This is a genomic window from uncultured Lamprocystis sp. (assembly GCF_903933125.1).
Classification (GTDB): Bacteria; Pseudomonadota; Gammaproteobacteria; order Chromatiales; family Chromatiaceae; genus Thiodictyon.
The window spans coordinates 1-13,724 of record NZ_CAIZIZ010000304.1 but is presented as its reverse complement, the minus strand read 5'-3'; the positions used below and the strand labels follow the sequence as shown (position 1 = coordinate 13,724).

13 protein-coding genes and 1 pseudogene are annotated in these 13,724 nt (G+C 68.0%); 10 read left to right on the top strand and 4 right to left on the bottom strand.

The window, feature by feature from the left end; genetic code table 11:
- Nucleotides 1–243: 243 nt before the first annotated feature.
- The 4 genes and pseudogenes from cas2 (QZY03_RS14970) to cas2 (QZY03_RS14960) all read right to left on the bottom strand — a co-directional run bounded on the left by cas2 (QZY03_RS14970) (nucleotide 244) and on the right by cas2 (QZY03_RS14960) (nucleotide 2,839).
- Nucleotides 244–609 carry a CRISPR-associated endonuclease Cas2 gene (gene cas2, locus QZY03_RS14970; RefSeq protein WP_295582376.1) on the bottom strand — a complete coding sequence of 122 codons (366 nt, stop codon included), beginning with the start codon at nucleotides 607–609 and terminating at the stop codon, nucleotides 244–246.
- A 319-nt stretch (nucleotides 610–928) separates the two neighbouring features.
- Nucleotides 929–1,270 (bottom strand): annotated as a pseudogene (locus QZY03_RS32120) (CRISPR-associated endonuclease Cas1); the annotation flags it as partial.
- A gap of 8 nt (nucleotides 1,271–1,278) precedes the next feature.
- Nucleotides 1,279–2,259: a CRISPR-associated endonuclease Cas1 gene (gene cas1 / locus QZY03_RS14965; protein WP_295582374.1), complete on the bottom strand. Its 981-nt coding sequence runs from the start codon at nucleotides 2,257–2,259 to the stop codon at nucleotides 1,279–1,281.
- A 4-nt stretch (nucleotides 2,260–2,263) separates the two neighbouring features.
- Entirely contained in the window at nucleotides 2,264–2,839 is a 576-nt protein-coding gene (gene cas2 / locus QZY03_RS14960) for a CRISPR-associated endonuclease Cas2 (RefSeq protein WP_295582372.1), read from the bottom strand.
- A gap of 371 nt (nucleotides 2,840–3,210) precedes the next feature.
- On the opposite strand from cas2 (QZY03_RS14960), the gene csm6 reads away from it, so the two are divergent.
- From csm6 to QZY03_RS14910, 10 genes are all read left to right on the top strand, one after another.
- Complete coding sequence (gene csm6 / locus QZY03_RS14955; RefSeq protein ID WP_295582370.1) at nucleotides 3,211–4,401, top strand: CRISPR-associated ring nuclease Csm6; 1,191 nt, start codon at nucleotides 3,211–3,213, stop codon at nucleotides 4,399–4,401.
- Between the two features lie 284 nt (nucleotides 4,402–4,685).
- Entirely contained in the window at nucleotides 4,686–5,882 is a 1,197-nt protein-coding gene (cmr1, locus tag QZY03_RS14950; protein WP_295582368.1) for a type III-B CRISPR module RAMP protein Cmr1, read from the top strand.
- Between the two features lie 2 nt (nucleotides 5,883–5,884).
- Nucleotides 5,885–7,777: a type III-B CRISPR-associated protein Cas10/Cmr2 gene (gene cas10 / locus QZY03_RS14945; RefSeq protein WP_295582366.1), complete on the top strand. Its 1,893-nt coding sequence runs from the start codon at nucleotides 5,885–5,887 to the stop codon at nucleotides 7,775–7,777.
- Nucleotides 7,774–9,063, top strand: a complete 1,290-nt coding sequence (locus tag QZY03_RS14940) for a type III-B CRISPR module-associated Cmr3 family protein (protein ID WP_295582364.1) — start codon at nucleotides 7,774–7,776, stop codon at nucleotides 9,061–9,063. The genes cas10 and QZY03_RS14940 overlap by 4 nt, the downstream gene beginning before the upstream one ends.
- Before the next feature lie 11 nt (nucleotides 9,064–9,074).
- A complete protein-coding gene (cmr4, locus tag QZY03_RS14935) occupies nucleotides 9,075–9,959 on the top strand; it encodes a type III-B CRISPR module RAMP protein Cmr4 (RefSeq protein ID WP_295582363.1) in 885 nt (294 codons plus the stop codon).
- On the top strand, nucleotides 9,956–10,384 hold the full coding sequence (cmr5, locus tag QZY03_RS14930; RefSeq protein WP_295582361.1) for a type III-B CRISPR module-associated protein Cmr5: 429 nt from the start codon (nucleotides 9,956–9,958) through the stop codon (nucleotides 10,382–10,384). The genes cmr4 and cmr5 overlap by 4 nt, the downstream gene beginning before the upstream one ends.
- Entirely contained in the window at nucleotides 10,381–11,394 is a 1,014-nt protein-coding gene (cmr6, locus tag QZY03_RS14925; protein ID WP_295582359.1) for a type III-B CRISPR module RAMP protein Cmr6, read from the top strand. The genes cmr5 and cmr6 overlap by 4 nt, the downstream gene beginning before the upstream one ends.
- A 446-nt stretch (nucleotides 11,395–11,840) precedes the next feature.
- Nucleotides 11,841–12,185, top strand: a complete 345-nt coding sequence (locus QZY03_RS14920; protein WP_295582357.1) for a DUF1874 domain-containing protein — start codon at nucleotides 11,841–11,843, stop codon at nucleotides 12,183–12,185.
- The gene (locus QZY03_RS14915; protein ID WP_295582355.1) at nucleotides 12,182–13,105 is read left to right on the top strand and encodes a hypothetical protein; all 924 of its coding nucleotides are present in this window, start codon (nucleotides 12,182–12,184) and stop codon (nucleotides 13,103–13,105) included. The genes QZY03_RS14920 and QZY03_RS14915 overlap by 4 nt, the downstream gene beginning before the upstream one ends.
- Nucleotides 13,071–13,610 carry a hypothetical protein gene (locus QZY03_RS14910; protein WP_295582354.1) on the top strand — a complete coding sequence of 180 codons (540 nt, stop codon included), beginning with the start codon at nucleotides 13,071–13,073 and terminating at the stop codon, nucleotides 13,608–13,610. Before QZY03_RS14915 ends, QZY03_RS14910 begins: the two co-directional genes overlap by 35 nt.
- Nucleotides 13,611–13,724 lie beyond the last annotated feature (114 nt).

Genomic DNA, 13,724 nt, shown 5'->3' with positions numbered 1-13,724 from the left:
GTGCAGTTCCGCAGCATCAATGGCCGGATTCTTGACCGCGATGTGCGTGATCGGCGCCGCACACCGGCGCACGGCATTGATCAGCCCGTAGCCCGTAGGTTGTGGTGAGGAACGAACCCCAACCTGCCGGCCGCCGATCGTTGGGGGTCGTTCCTCACCCCAACCTACTGCGCTTGGTCGTAGTCCCGGCCAGCGGCGTGCGTCGTCAGGGCGCCGGCGGAGGTCGGTCGGGATCGGCACGGGTCAATCGGGGTCTCCGTCATCGCCCGGCAAGGGCGTTTCGGGGGTGCCGATCAGGAACAGGAGACTGTCGTGCAGGTGATCGCCGCTGATGAGATCAAGCCCCTGCGGCAGGTGCTGGCGACCGTAGCGGTCAACCGAAAGACGGTTGGGCAGCGGATAGACACGGATGTCGTCTTCGCGTGCTTCGATGAGTTGGTCCAGCTCCCGGAGCAGGTATTCGACGTCGGCGGCGCGGCCGGGAATGAGGAATACGGAGTATTGCAGCGGGATGCCGGCGCGGCGGACGGCACGGTGGACCTGTTGCAGCCGTTTGGGGTCGGCGATGTCGTAGGCCAGCAGGTGCAGTCGGGTTTGGTTGATTGCCATGATCTCTAATCGCCTTCATGGATGAGCCAGCGGTGGAGACTGCCGGTGAGTTCGCGACCGCGGCCCGCAACGCGGGGGGCGTCTCCCTGGTCCCGGCCAGCTCCGGCACGGACGGATCAAGGTCAGTCGGGGGTGTCAGCGGCGGCGCGCCCGCGGCGGCTGGATTCGGGTGAACGGCGAGCGGCAAGCCCCCGACCCCGGACCGGCGGTTGCGGCGCGTTTTGGTGCCAAAGGCGCCGAGCTTGAGGGCGGCCCAGCGCGCGGCGCGGTGGCGGTGCTGGTCCATCCAGTGGCGCAACATGCCGGCGGCCTCGGGACGCAGCAGGAATTCGATCAGCCGGCCGCGCAATTCGTCGCGTTGACCGGGGCGGCCGAGCAGGCGGGCGAGGATGCGCCCGTCGTCGTCCAGGAACAAAACGGGGATGCCGGCCTCGGCGCAGGCCAGCAGGGCGTCCTGCTCCCAGTCCACGCGTTGATTGGTGTGGACACGGCCGATGCGGCGCAACGGATAGAGCCGTTCGGCCCGATCGGGCTGGCTGATACGCAAGGCCGGGCCGTCCAGACCGACCCAGGTCTGACCCGCGGGGGCGAGATAGAGCGGGCTCGGGGTGTCGCGCTGCGGATCGATCCGCGCGGGCAGTTCAGGGCTGTCGGTGTCCATCGGCGGTGCTACTCGGTGGCGGTGGCGGTGGCGGTGGCGTGGGGCCGGCCGCGCTCGCCGAGCAGGACGGCGAGTTTGGTGCACCAGCGGCGCAGCAGGCGGCGGCGGGGACGGGCAAAGATTTCGTAGGCGGCGAAATAGCGCTGGCGGGCGTTCTTGCCGAGCAGACAGGCATCGCCGTCGCGGGTGAAGTCTTCCAGGCGCAGCAGGCGCTCGCGGAAGCTCTCCCAGACCCACTGTTCGACTTGGCCGCGCAGGGGTTCGATGAGGTCGGAGGCCAGCGACGGCCGGCCGAAGTCGAGTTCGTGGTAGAAGCCAACCATGGGGTCGAGTCCGGCGAGATGGGCAGCGTGCACGGCTTCGGCATGCAGCAGGGTGTAGCCGAGCGAGAGCGCGGCATTGACCGGGTCGCGCGGGGGCCGGCGGTTGCGCCCGGTGAAGTCCAACGCGGGGGCGAACAGTTGGGTGTAGCCGTGGAAGAAGCCCGCCGCGGCGGCGCCCTCGATACCGCGCAGTTGACCGGCGTCCAGACCCGGCTCGGCGCGCAGCCGCGCAAGGGCCTGATCCTGGGCGTCGAGCGCCTTGGTGAGCGCGTGCCGCTGGTCGGGACGCACGGCGGCGGCCTGATTGAGCAGGCGGCGCTGGGCGCGGATCTTGCCCAGACAGAGCCGGCGCGACCAGCGACTGCGGAACACCGGGTCGTCGTAGGCGCGCAGTTGGCCGACGCGGCGGGCGGCGTCGTTGTGGGTGGCGCCGAGCACGGTGGCATGATGGCGGCCGAAGCGCCCGCCGAAAGCGATGACCGCGATCCCGGCGGCGGCCAGCCGCGGCAGCAGGCTGCTGCCCAGGGTGACGTTGGAGCGCAGCACGACGCGCCCGAGCAGATGCAGTGGCACGGTGGTCTCGCGCACGCCGTCGACGGAGACGACCAACACGCGGCCTTCGAGATCGAGGGCACAGTTGCGGCGGTCCAGATAGAGTGTGCTCATGGTGTCAGCCCACATAGAACCAGGGTGGATCGGCCGGCTTGACGCCGCGGCCGCGGACGCGGACCTTGCCGCGGGGGTCCAACCGGACCAGCAGAAAGCGGTCTTCGATCGGGTCGATGACCTCGCGTACCTCGTCGAGCAGGCGCTGCCGCTCGGCCGCGGTGAGAAAGCACTCGAACACCGACTTCTGGCGTCCGCTGGCGTAGCTCTTGAGTACCTTGAGCGCGTCGCGCAGGCGGCCGTCATCGCTGATGTCGTAGGCGGCGAGATGGAGGATGCGAGTGGTCATGGCACCAGCGTAGGCGCCCGGCCGAGGGTGGGTGCGGATCGAAAAGCTTGTTGTTGAAGTGCCTGGCCCGGCAGGCAGCGACCCCTGGTGGATGCGGCGCGCGCGACCGCTGTGCCAGGTCCCTGACACCGAGCGGCGCGCCTTATCCACCCTACAGCGGAGCCGGTTTTTTAGGGTGGATAAGCGCAGCGCATCCACCATCAGCCTTGCCGCCGGCACGCAGCCGGCAGCGACCACCCAAAGTTGGAACTGCTGGTCCGGCAGACCGGAGCAGAGCGCGCGCGGCCCCATCCCAGGAGTCCAAGGCTTATCGCCGCGCTGCGAGGCCGCGGTCACCCGCGAACCTCAGAGGCAGTTCGCGAGGCCCCATCGCGGCCGGAGGCCGCTCCCACGGGGCTCCGGGCTGACTTGCACGGTAGCGGCCGGGGTAAGCGCCTCCCAACGGCACGCGGCGGACCAGCGGCGCTGTGAACCGCGTCACATTATGAGGACACCGCGCGACTAAACACTGAGATCTCCCGCACGAAAAGCTTTTCAAACGCCCGGCACGGGTGCAGGCTGGCGCATCATGCTCCGCGAACCGGCGGTATCGGACACCCAACGATGGCCAGGGAGGCACGGACGCCCCGGTTCGCCATTCATCCAGCGCAGGACTTTCAGCCATGACCGCCATCGCCCCCGCGCTCCGACCGCCCCACGACTATCTGCGCCGCATCCTGCTGATGGTCACCGGCCGCACGCCCCAGGTGGTGACCGAGACGCTGTACGCCATTGCCGTCCACCCCTGCCCGCCGGCGGCTCCGTTCGTGCCGACCGAGGTTCATCTGGTCACCACCGTCGAGGGGGCGCAGGATGCCCGACTCGCCCTGCTCGACCCGCGGGACGGCTGGTTTCATCGGCTGTGCGCCGACTATGAACTGACCGGTATCCGCTTTACCGCGGACCAGATCCATACCATCACCGACGCCGCCGGGCGCCCGGCCGAAGACATCCGCACGGCCGCCGAGCACGAAGCCTGCGCCGACCTGATCACCGAACAGGTACGGGCCTTCACCGCGGACCCGAGCACCGCCCTGCATGTGTCCCTGGCCGGCGGGCGCAAGACCATGACCTATTATCTGGGCAATGCGCTGACGCTGTTCGGCCGCCCCCAGGATCGGCTCTCCCATGTGCTGGTGCCGCCGCCCTACGAGTCCAACCGGGAGTTTTACTATCCGACGCCGCTCAGCAAACCGCTCTACAGCGAGGCGCTCAAACGCTATTTCGACGCCCGCGACGCGCAGGTGACGCTGGCCGACATCCCGTTCGTGCGCCTGCGCGACAGTCTGCCCGGCCGCTTCAAGACCCTGGAGCAGGGTCAGGCGCGCTTCACCGAGGTGGTGGCCGCCATGCAGCAGGCGCTGGCCCCCGGCGCGGTGACCATCGACCTGCGCCGGTCCTGTCTGCGCCTGGCCGACGATCGGCCGGTGGAACTGACGGGCGCGGACCTGGCCTTTTATCTGTGGATGGCCCGCCGCCGCCTGGCCGGCGCCGCGCCGGTGCGCATCCCCGGCCGCGACCCGGACCGCTGGACGGCCGCGGAACGCGCCTGCTACGCCGGCTATCTGGCCGATTACCAGTCCGCCGCCGACCAGCTCGACATCCGCGAGGTCACCGCCGTGGGCGCGCGCGCCGTTGGTGCCATGACCGACCAGTTCTTCCACCAGCGCATGCGCAGCATCCGCGAACAACTCGAAGAAACCGTCGGCCCCCTGGCCGAGGTCTACGCCATTCAGGCCGTCACCGCCGGCCGCCCCGCGGGGTATGGGCTGGCGCTGGCGGCGGAGCGGATCAGCATCCTGGGTGGAGCCTGATGCCGCTCGTTACCGTGCCCGTGGGGTCCGCCGCGCGGACCAACAACCTCAGACAACCGACCTGGAGTCCAAGGCTTCAGCCAGGTGGATTCGTCGGTGATATAGCCTTCTCGCCTGATATCCAGACAGACCCTTGGTGTAGGGGCGGGTTTGAAACCCGCCCGTCCGCTTATCACGTCCGCTGGCTATAGGACCGAGGCGACCGTGAGTGGCAGTGACCGGAAGCCGACCGAGGGTTCAACCTTGGCCACCGAAACCGTCAAACGCATCAAAGGAGACCGCGTATGAGAAGAGCGAATGACCGCCTGGACCCCCAGGCCGCCCGAGCAGACTGGAACGCGTCGGCCGCGGCTGAACCGGACACCGGCTGGACAACCTACAAGTGCAAGCTTGTAACGCCCCTGTATGGCGGCGGGGTACGGGCGGGCACGGTGGACCGGGAGTTGCCGATCCGCGTGGCGTCGATCCGCGGCCAGTTGCGGTTTTGGTGGCGGGTGGCAGCCGGACCTTTCGATTGCTCCGCCGCGATGTTCCGGCGTGAATCGGCCTTGTGGGGCGGCATCGCCAGTAGCGGACCCTGTGCCAGTCAGGTGGCGGTGCGGGTGACTTGTGCGCCGGCCGCGGACGCCCAGTTCATCGCATCCGATACGCAAACCGATCCGGGCGTGAGATACGCCTTCGGTCCGGCCGCCATCAACGGGGTCGCCCAGTGGCTGCGGCCGGGGTACGCCTTCAGCCTTGCCTTGCGTTATCCGCCGGAGGTGGCGGCCGAAGTGATGTCGGCGCTGCGGTGGTGGGCAAGCTTCGGCGGCCTGGGCGCGCGCACCCGTCGCGGTTTCGGTGCGTTCCGCGTCGAGGGTCTGGAACCGATCACCCCCGAAGAGGTTGCCGCGACGGGTGGACGGCTATGCCTCGCCGGCGCGGGCGGAACCAATGCGGAGTCCGAATGGAAACGGGCCATCGGCCGGATGTACGCGTACCGACAGCAGCCCGGGACCGCCCGGCGCCCCGGTCACCCCCGACCTGGACGCAGTTTTTGGCCGGAGCCGGACCAGATTCGGCGGTTTACCGGAAAGGATGCCCAAGGCAAACATTTACCCGAGCATCCAGCCGGTAACTGCTTTCCCCGCGCCGCGTTCGGCTTGCCGATTCTGTTCGAATTCAAGGGGTCGCCCGGCGATCCGCAGACAACCGAACTGGTGCCGGCGGGCGGCGAGGACCGCATGGCGAGTCCGGTGATCCTGCGGCCCTATTGGAATGGTCAGCGCTGGCAAGCCGCGGCACTGTTGTTGCCGGGCTGGCGTGCGGCCTTGGCCCTACCCCTGCGGTTCAAGGATCAGCACTTCGCACCCGCGCAGTGGCCCACCGACCCCGCGGACCGCCGGACCGCAGCCGGCCGGATCGCGCCCATGATGCGCGGAAACGACCCGCGCGGAGATGATCCACTATCCGCCTTCATGCAGTTCTTCACGGAGGATTGAGCATGCCGACGTATCTTCTCACCCTCTCGCTCGGCCCGGTTCAGAGCCTGATTGCGGCGGCGCGTCGCACCCGCGATCTGTGGTGCGGCTCGTGGCTGCTGTCGGAGGCCGCCCGCGCGGCGGCCCTGGAACTGCATCGGCAACATCCCGGCTGTCTGATCTTTCCCGATCTCGACAACCCGGACCAGGCACTCCAGCCCCAACGGACGCCGGGGGACGAGGCCAACATCGCCAACATCCTGCGCGCCGAGGTCACCGCCGCGTCGGACGACACCTTGCGTGCGCTGAGCGCGGCGGCCAAACGGGAGGCGGTGGAACGCCTGGCCGGACTCTGTAAGCAGGCCCGCGCGGAGGTCCCCGATCTGCCGCTACACGAGGACCTGTGGCAGGCCCAGACCCGCGATATCCTGGAGTGCTTCGCGGCCTGGACAGTAGTGGCTGACGGCAACTACCAGGCGGCGGCCAAGCGTTTGGGCGGACTGCTGGCGGCGCGTAAGGCGACCCGTGATTTCGACCCGGCGGCCATCGATCCGCGGGGTCTGGGATACGGAATCCCCAAGTCGTCGCTGGATGCCGGACGGGAATCGGTGATCGCGCTGTCGCGTAAGGAACGGAACCTGCCCAAGTACCGCACCGCGCTGCGCAAGCTCGGCCTCAACGGCGGCGAGGAACTGGACGCCCTGGCACTGGCCAAGCGGCGCGCCGTAAAGGCGGAACAGTTCACGGCCTTCGCGCGGATCGCGGCCGAGCCCTGGGTCGGCAGCCTCACCCCCGAGCAGCAGCAGCGACTGCGGAAGGCCTATCAGCCGCTGGCGTCGGGCGAACTCGCGACCGGCACCACGGGTAATCAGAACCCGGCCAGCAAGACCAGCATCTACGCTGCGCTCCCGTACGACGGTGCCCTGCTGTACGGCTTTCGGCTGGCCAACGCACGGCAGGCGCGAGACCTGAGCCCGGACGACCTGCAGTCGCTGGGAACCCTGGACAAGGTGCTGAATGCCATCCGCAAAGAACCGAATGCGCACGGCGAATTGGTCGGCGAACCCCTGCCCTATGCCGCCATTCTCCAGGCTGATGGAGACCGCATGGGCAAGCTCTTGACCCAGGCCCGCGGCGCGACGGACTCCCGCGCCATCTCACGGGCGCTGCACGGCTTCGCCTCGGAGGTCCGTGAGATCGTGCGTGCGCAACGCGGCCATGCGGTCTACGCGGGCGGCGACGATGTGCTGGCGCTGCTGCCGCTCGAACGGGCGGTGCCCTGTGCACGTCGGCTGGCCGACAGCTTCGCCAAACGCATGGCGGGTGTCGCCGAGCGATTGGGCCTGGACAAGGAGGACTGGCCGAGCCTGTCGGTGGGCCTTGGGATCGGTCATCTGATGGAACCGCTCGGCAGCTTGCGGGCGCGTGCGGATCGGGCGGAGCGGGCGGCCAAGGGAAACAGCCGGATCGCAAAGGAACAACGGAACGCTTTATGTATCCATCTGGGTGTTCGTTCCGGGGCCGAGCCGCAATGGCGTGCCCAGTGGCTCGACCAGACCGCATTTGCCGATCTGGAGCGTTTCACGCAGGCGTTCCGGCAGGGCGCTCTGCCCAGCCGAGTGCCCTACGATCTGCGTGCCATCGCCGGCCGCCTCGCACACCTGGACGCCTGGACCCAGGAGCCGAGACTGCCGGACCCGGCCCGCATCGAGACCGCCCGCGGCATCCGCCGCTCCGAAGTCGCCCGGATGCTGGAGCGGGCGCGGACCGAGCGCGGGAAGCCCATTGAGGTCGATTTGACCGACTTGATCCGGACCAGGGCGGGAGACCAACCACTGGCGAAGCTCGCCGATACGCTGATCATCGCCCGCTGGCTGTCGGCCCGGACCGCGGCGGATGTCGGAGAGCCCGCATGAGCAAACCGCAGCAAGGCAATCGCCCAAAGTATAAGAAAGGTCAACCGAACCAGCGGCCGGCAACGACAGCCGCGAGCGGGGTCGTGCCCGCGCGTGAACAACCGGCGCCGCGGACACCAGACCGACCCGGCAGGGTGCTGACGCTGGACCCGCTGGCCCCGCTGATCTGCCGCTCCGGCCGGCCCTTCGACGATCAGGCGGGACCCGATGGGGCACGCTTCCCGCCACCCTCCACAGTGGCCGGCTGTGTCCGCACCGCCTGGGCGCGGGAGAACGGCGCACCCTTGGGGCCGGATCTGATGCAAATGGCCGTGGCCGGTCCACTGCTCGCCCGACCGGACGGGGATAATGGCTTCCGTCTGTTTGCCCCGAAACCGGCGGATGCGCTCTACTTCGGCAGCGGCGCTGGAGCACGTTGCGTCCGCGCCGTCCCCGCGGCCTTTGAACCAGGGTGCGGTGCAGACCTGCCGGAGGGGCTGTTGCCCGTTCAGTTGCCGGCGCCGGAAGAAGGCAAACCGGGGTCGGGACCGGACTGGTGGGCCTGGGACGACCTGTTGCGGTTTCGTGAGGGCGAGCGCAAGCCGCCGGACCACGCGCAATTGACTGAAGGCGGCTGGTCTCCCCCGCCTGGCGACCAGCGCACCCATGTGCGGATCGAGCGGACCACGCAGGCCGCGGCGTCCGGCCAGTTGTTCCAGACGATGGGACTGGATTTCGCGCCGCCCGAGGGATTGGCGGCCGATCCATTGAGCGGTTTACGGCTGTTGGTGCGCTGCGCCGAGCCCCTGTCGCCGACCTTGACGCATCTGGGCGGCGAGCGCCGGCTGGCGGAATTGCGGCCGGTCGCGGACGCGGCCTGGCCACAGCCAACAGCCGGCTGGCTGGAGCGGATCGGCCAGCTCGGCGGACTGAGCCTGACGCTCCTGACGCCGGCGCTGTTCAGCGGCGGCTATCGGCCGGGCTGGCTGAGCGGCGATCTGACCGGCTGTCCGCCATCGTCCCCCGGCGTGCAACTGCGGTTGCGGGCGGCGGCTCTCGGGCGCTGGCAGCCCCATTCCGGCTGGAACCTGGCGGCACAACGGCCGCGCGCCGGCCGCAAGCTGATTCCGGCGGGCGCGACCTGGTGGTTCGAACTGATCGGACAGCCGAGTGTGGACGACCTGGAGCAGTTGTGGCTCACCAGCCTGTACGACTGCCTCCAGGATCGCCTGGACGGCTTCGGACTCGCCCTGCCCGCCGCCTGGACACCCCCGGTCGCCCCCTCCGTAACGCACGCATCCGCGTAAAGGACAACACCATGCACACCCGACTCTTCCATTTGCACGCACTCTCGGCCCTGCACTGCGGCACCGGTCAATCCGCCGGCGTGGTGGACCTGCCGATCGCCCGCGCCCGCGCCACTCAGTTACCGCTGGTGCCGGGTTCATCGGTGCGCGGGGTCTGCCGCGAGGAGGTCACGGGCCGCGACCCGCGGGCCGCCGTGACCCTATTCGGACCGGAGCGGATCGACAGCGATCAGCAATCCTTCGCCGGCGCACTGGCGGTCGGCGATGCCCATTTGCTGGCATTACCGGTGCGCGCGCTGGCGGGCATCGTGTGTTTCGTCACCGCGCCTTTCATTCTGCGCCGCTATGCCCAGGATCTGGCACGGGCCGGCCTGTCCGTCCCAAAGCTGCCGGCAGCACCCAATATAGGAACGGCATGGGTTACGTCCGGGTCGGTGAACTGTATCCAGGGCACCCGAACCCTGGTGTTGGAGGACCTGGACCTGAATGCGCAAGAGAGCCCGGAGGCCACCGCCTGGGCCACGCAGATCGCGGCCACCGTCCACCCGAATGATGTCGATGCGCAGACCGATCTGGCGGCCCGGTTCGCCATCTTGCCGGACGACGTCCTGGGCTTCCTTTCCGAGACCGCCACCGAGATTCGCGCCCGCATCGCTATCGATCCGGATACCGGAACGGTGAAACGCGGCGCCCTCTGGTATGAGGAAAACCTGCCGGCCGAGACACTGCTGTGGGGGGTGTATGCCCTGTCCGACTCGATGAACCAGGAGGACCGGCGGGCGGCACAGGACCTGGCGCGTTACCTGCCGGCCAGCGGCACCCTGCTGCAACTGGGCGGCAAGGCCGGAGTCGGTCGCGGGTTGGTGCGCTTGCTGACACAGGAGGTACCGACATGATCCCGCGCAGCCATTTGGTCGCCACCGCGGCCTATGACGTGGTCGTGATCCGGCAGGGCGTCCCGTTTCAGAAAAAATACGGCGCACTGGCGCACAAGCTGCCGGGGCTGATTCTGCAAAACGGCCTGGCTCAGGCCACGGGGTTTCTGATCGCCAAGGGCACGCAGGAGCATCTGGCCGTACTGGATGACCTGCGGGCGATCCTGCACGCCACGCGGGCGACCGCGGCCGTCGACCAGGCGGACCTGCATAAGGAGATCATCGCGGCCGATCTGTCGCAGACTATGCTGCTGACCCGCCGCAGTCTGGAAGCGGCGGGCTGGATGAAGCGCTATGTGCAGGGCGTGCTGGGGGTTGATGCGACCGGCGACAGCCGGTCCGAGCCCACGACTGAGGGCCAAGCCGCGCGGGAGAACCAGCCATGAGCACCGCCTTGATGCGCACCGCGCTGCGGCCACTGTACGACAAGGCGCGCGACGCCCATCCGGGCTTGCTGATCCAGCGCGGCTATCCCAGTCACGAGACCGGCGCCGCGGAGGCCAAGACCAGGCACATCGAGCGGATTTGCGCCATCCCGGCCAGTGACTATTATCTGCGCGCCGTGCAGCGCTGGCGCACCGCCACCGCCAGTCCGCTGCGATTTCGGCAAGTGGAGTTGGTACTGGAAACCCGCTTGTTCATCGGCCTCACCGGCGGCGGGGCGCTGGAGACCGGGTGCGCCATCGCCCACAGCTATGGCGTGCCGTACATTCCTGGTTCGAGTATCAAGGGCGCAACCAAGTCCCATGTGCTGGGCAGCCCATTTGCTGAGAACCATCGGGCGGTTTGCGATGAGTTGTTTGGCAGCGAGTCAGGCGACGACTATCCCGATGGGTTGGCGGGTCTGGTCAGTTTCCACGATGCCTGGTGGCTCCCCGACCAGACCGGGCGCCCCCCCATGGTGCAGGAGGTGGTCACCACGCATCATCTGGACTACTACGGCAGCGATGGTGAGACACCGGCGACCGACCTGGACAGCCCGGTGCCCAACGCCCAGATCGCAGTCCGCGGGCGCTTTCTGTTCGTGCTGGAAGGGCCGCCGGCCTGGCTGGAGTTGGCGGCGGAGATGCTGACCGCCGCGCTGAGTCAATCCGGCGTGGGCGCCAAGACGCGCGCCGGGTACGGATACTTCCAGGCCGCCCCGACGAGCGGCGGCGGGCCGCGCTGCGCGTGGGTGGACGATACGATTGCCGTGCTGGCAAAGAAGAATAATGCCAAGGAGGACGACACGCTACGCGGCAAAGGCCTGGCCGCGGCCTGGCAGGCACTGACCGACGGCGAACTCAAGGCCAAGGCGCTTGCGGACATCCGGGCGCGCTGGGAAGCGCAGGGATGGTGGGAGAGTCCACCCAGCGGATCGGCCAAACAGACGAAGGCGATCTATGCCGAGTCCTGACACCGTCAGCCCATACGAATAGAGTCAATGAATGCCTCAAGAGACCAAGCGGTCGGCGGTCCGCACAGCGGACCCTGCGGGATCGCGGTGTTCCCGTAAGGTCCGCTGTGCGGACCGTCTGCCACCGACCGGAGCGATGATCAACGCCCATTAAGGCATTGATCATCATTTCGGCCACAAGAAAACCGGAGGGCGAGGCTTTACCGTGAACGTCGGGCAGCAACCCCGTGGGAACGGCGTCCCGCCGCGATGGGGCCGGCGTATCACCGCAGCGTTCGAGGTCACCGCGGCACCGCATCGCGGCGGGACGCCGCTCCCACGGGGCCATTCATCGTCCGGGGTGGCTGAGGCTCCTTCCATGGCCGTTTGCCGGCCGCCCTCGCGTCTGCGCGGTCTTGGTCCGGCTAACGATGATCCAGGCCCCGGAATCAACCGCCCGATTCAACATGAACATTCAGAAGACCACAGGGATCATGATTTATCTCCTCAACACGCCGATTCTTACCGCCTACGGTGACTTCCGCTTCTCCGGCCCGATCCCGGCGGCACAGGCACGACAACGGCTGGCCGGCGGCTTCGTGTCGGCCATCGGGCATGATGCGTCGGCGGCCTTCCTCTCGGCGCTGCTGGGGATCGCGATCACGGCCAATCGCGTGGCGGTGACCATGGCGCCCGGTGATCAGGCCCTGGTGCTGCGGCTGGTGCACCGGCTGCCGGAGGGTCGGCTGCTGAGCCAGGATGAGTTGGCCGCCACGCCGCATGAGTTGGGCTGGCTGGAGCGGTTGGCATGAGGCGGACGCGGGCGCCGGGGGCAAGCCAGGAACTGGCAAGCCGGGTCGTCCGGCACCTGCTGGGCAGCGGCGACCTGCGCGTGATCGCAGGGGTGGTGGCGCTGCTGGTGGGTCTGGGCTGGTTTACCGACAGCCTGTTCGAGTGGTTGACTGATTTCGGCACCTGGTTCGGGGGTGGGACGGTCACCACTTGGTGGCCTCTGCATCGGTTGCTGGCGGTCGGGCTCTTTCTGCTCGAACTGCTGGTACTGGCCGTGCTGGCTCAAGATGCCCGCAAGCGCTACCGCCCGCGGGTCGCGACCGACCCTGAACCGAAGCCGGTGCGCGGACTGATCCTGTTTCTGAGCAACCTGCGGCGCTCCGATGCCGTTGAACTGGCGGCTGGCCTGAACGCGATCACCGATCTGGACGGCTTCCGTGCCCGCTTCGGCGCGTTGAACTGGCGCATGCCGCTGGAGGCGATTGCCTATCATCGCGCACGCCTGCATGAGGTGACCCTGATTTGCTCGCGGGATGAGACCGGCAGCGACGGTACATCGGTTCCCGGCAGCGCGGCGCAGTGGCCGTTGTTTCGGGACTTGGCGGGGCGGCTGTTTCCGCAGGCGTCATTCACTTTGCGCGATGCCGCTCACCTGGACTCACGCTATACCGGCGGGGTGCCGTTCGAGGACGTGGATCGGGTCTCGCAGGTGACGGACGATGCGTTCGCCGACCTGCTGCGCCGCGGCCTGCCGACCAGCGAGATTCTGATCGATGTCACCGGCGGCCAGAAGCCCAACGCGGTGGCTGCCACCGCGGTCGCCCTGGCCGAGGGGCGGCGCATCCAATACGTGGCCCGCGACTGCCGCACTGGACTCTATCGGGTCAAGGTCTACGATGTCACCTATGAACCGGAAAGCGCGGTCAGCACCCGGCCGTGAGGGTTCCGCGTCGCGGATCGACTATAACCCGGAGGGCAAGTGGTCCGTGGCAAGTGTCACGGACCGCTACGCGGGACTGCGGGTCCAATTGGGCGGCGCCGACGATTTCGCGTTGCAGCCCAGAGTCTATACCAACCCCGGCGGTATGACCTGGACCTACAACATCATGGAAGGTGTTGCCGATGGGGTCCGGCGCGGTGATCGGGCCTGCATCGAGCTGGCAATTGCGTATATCGAAGACAACATCATGGCGTCCTATACCGGTTATATTCGGGAGCGCATGGCGCGGAGTTTGCGCCGCGCGCCGTTGAGCCAGTTCCAGCAGACCCGCCTGGCCACTGTCTTTCTCTCGCAATTGATCAGCGGCAATCTGCACAAGGAGTATCGCGAATATATCCGGCTCTTCAGGACCATTGGTGTTGCGGAGTTTCGCAGCATCATTGAAGAGCAGCGGGCGTGCGTCAAAGCCTATGTTCGGCGAGCGGCCGAACGCTTGCTGGCCTGATGGCCGTGATGATCCATCCGGCGAACTTGGTCATCGTTCCGGCCACTGGAGCCGGCAAAACGGTCAGGCGCCCGTTTCGGCCTTGATCATTAACCCGGCCAGATCCAAGCCGGC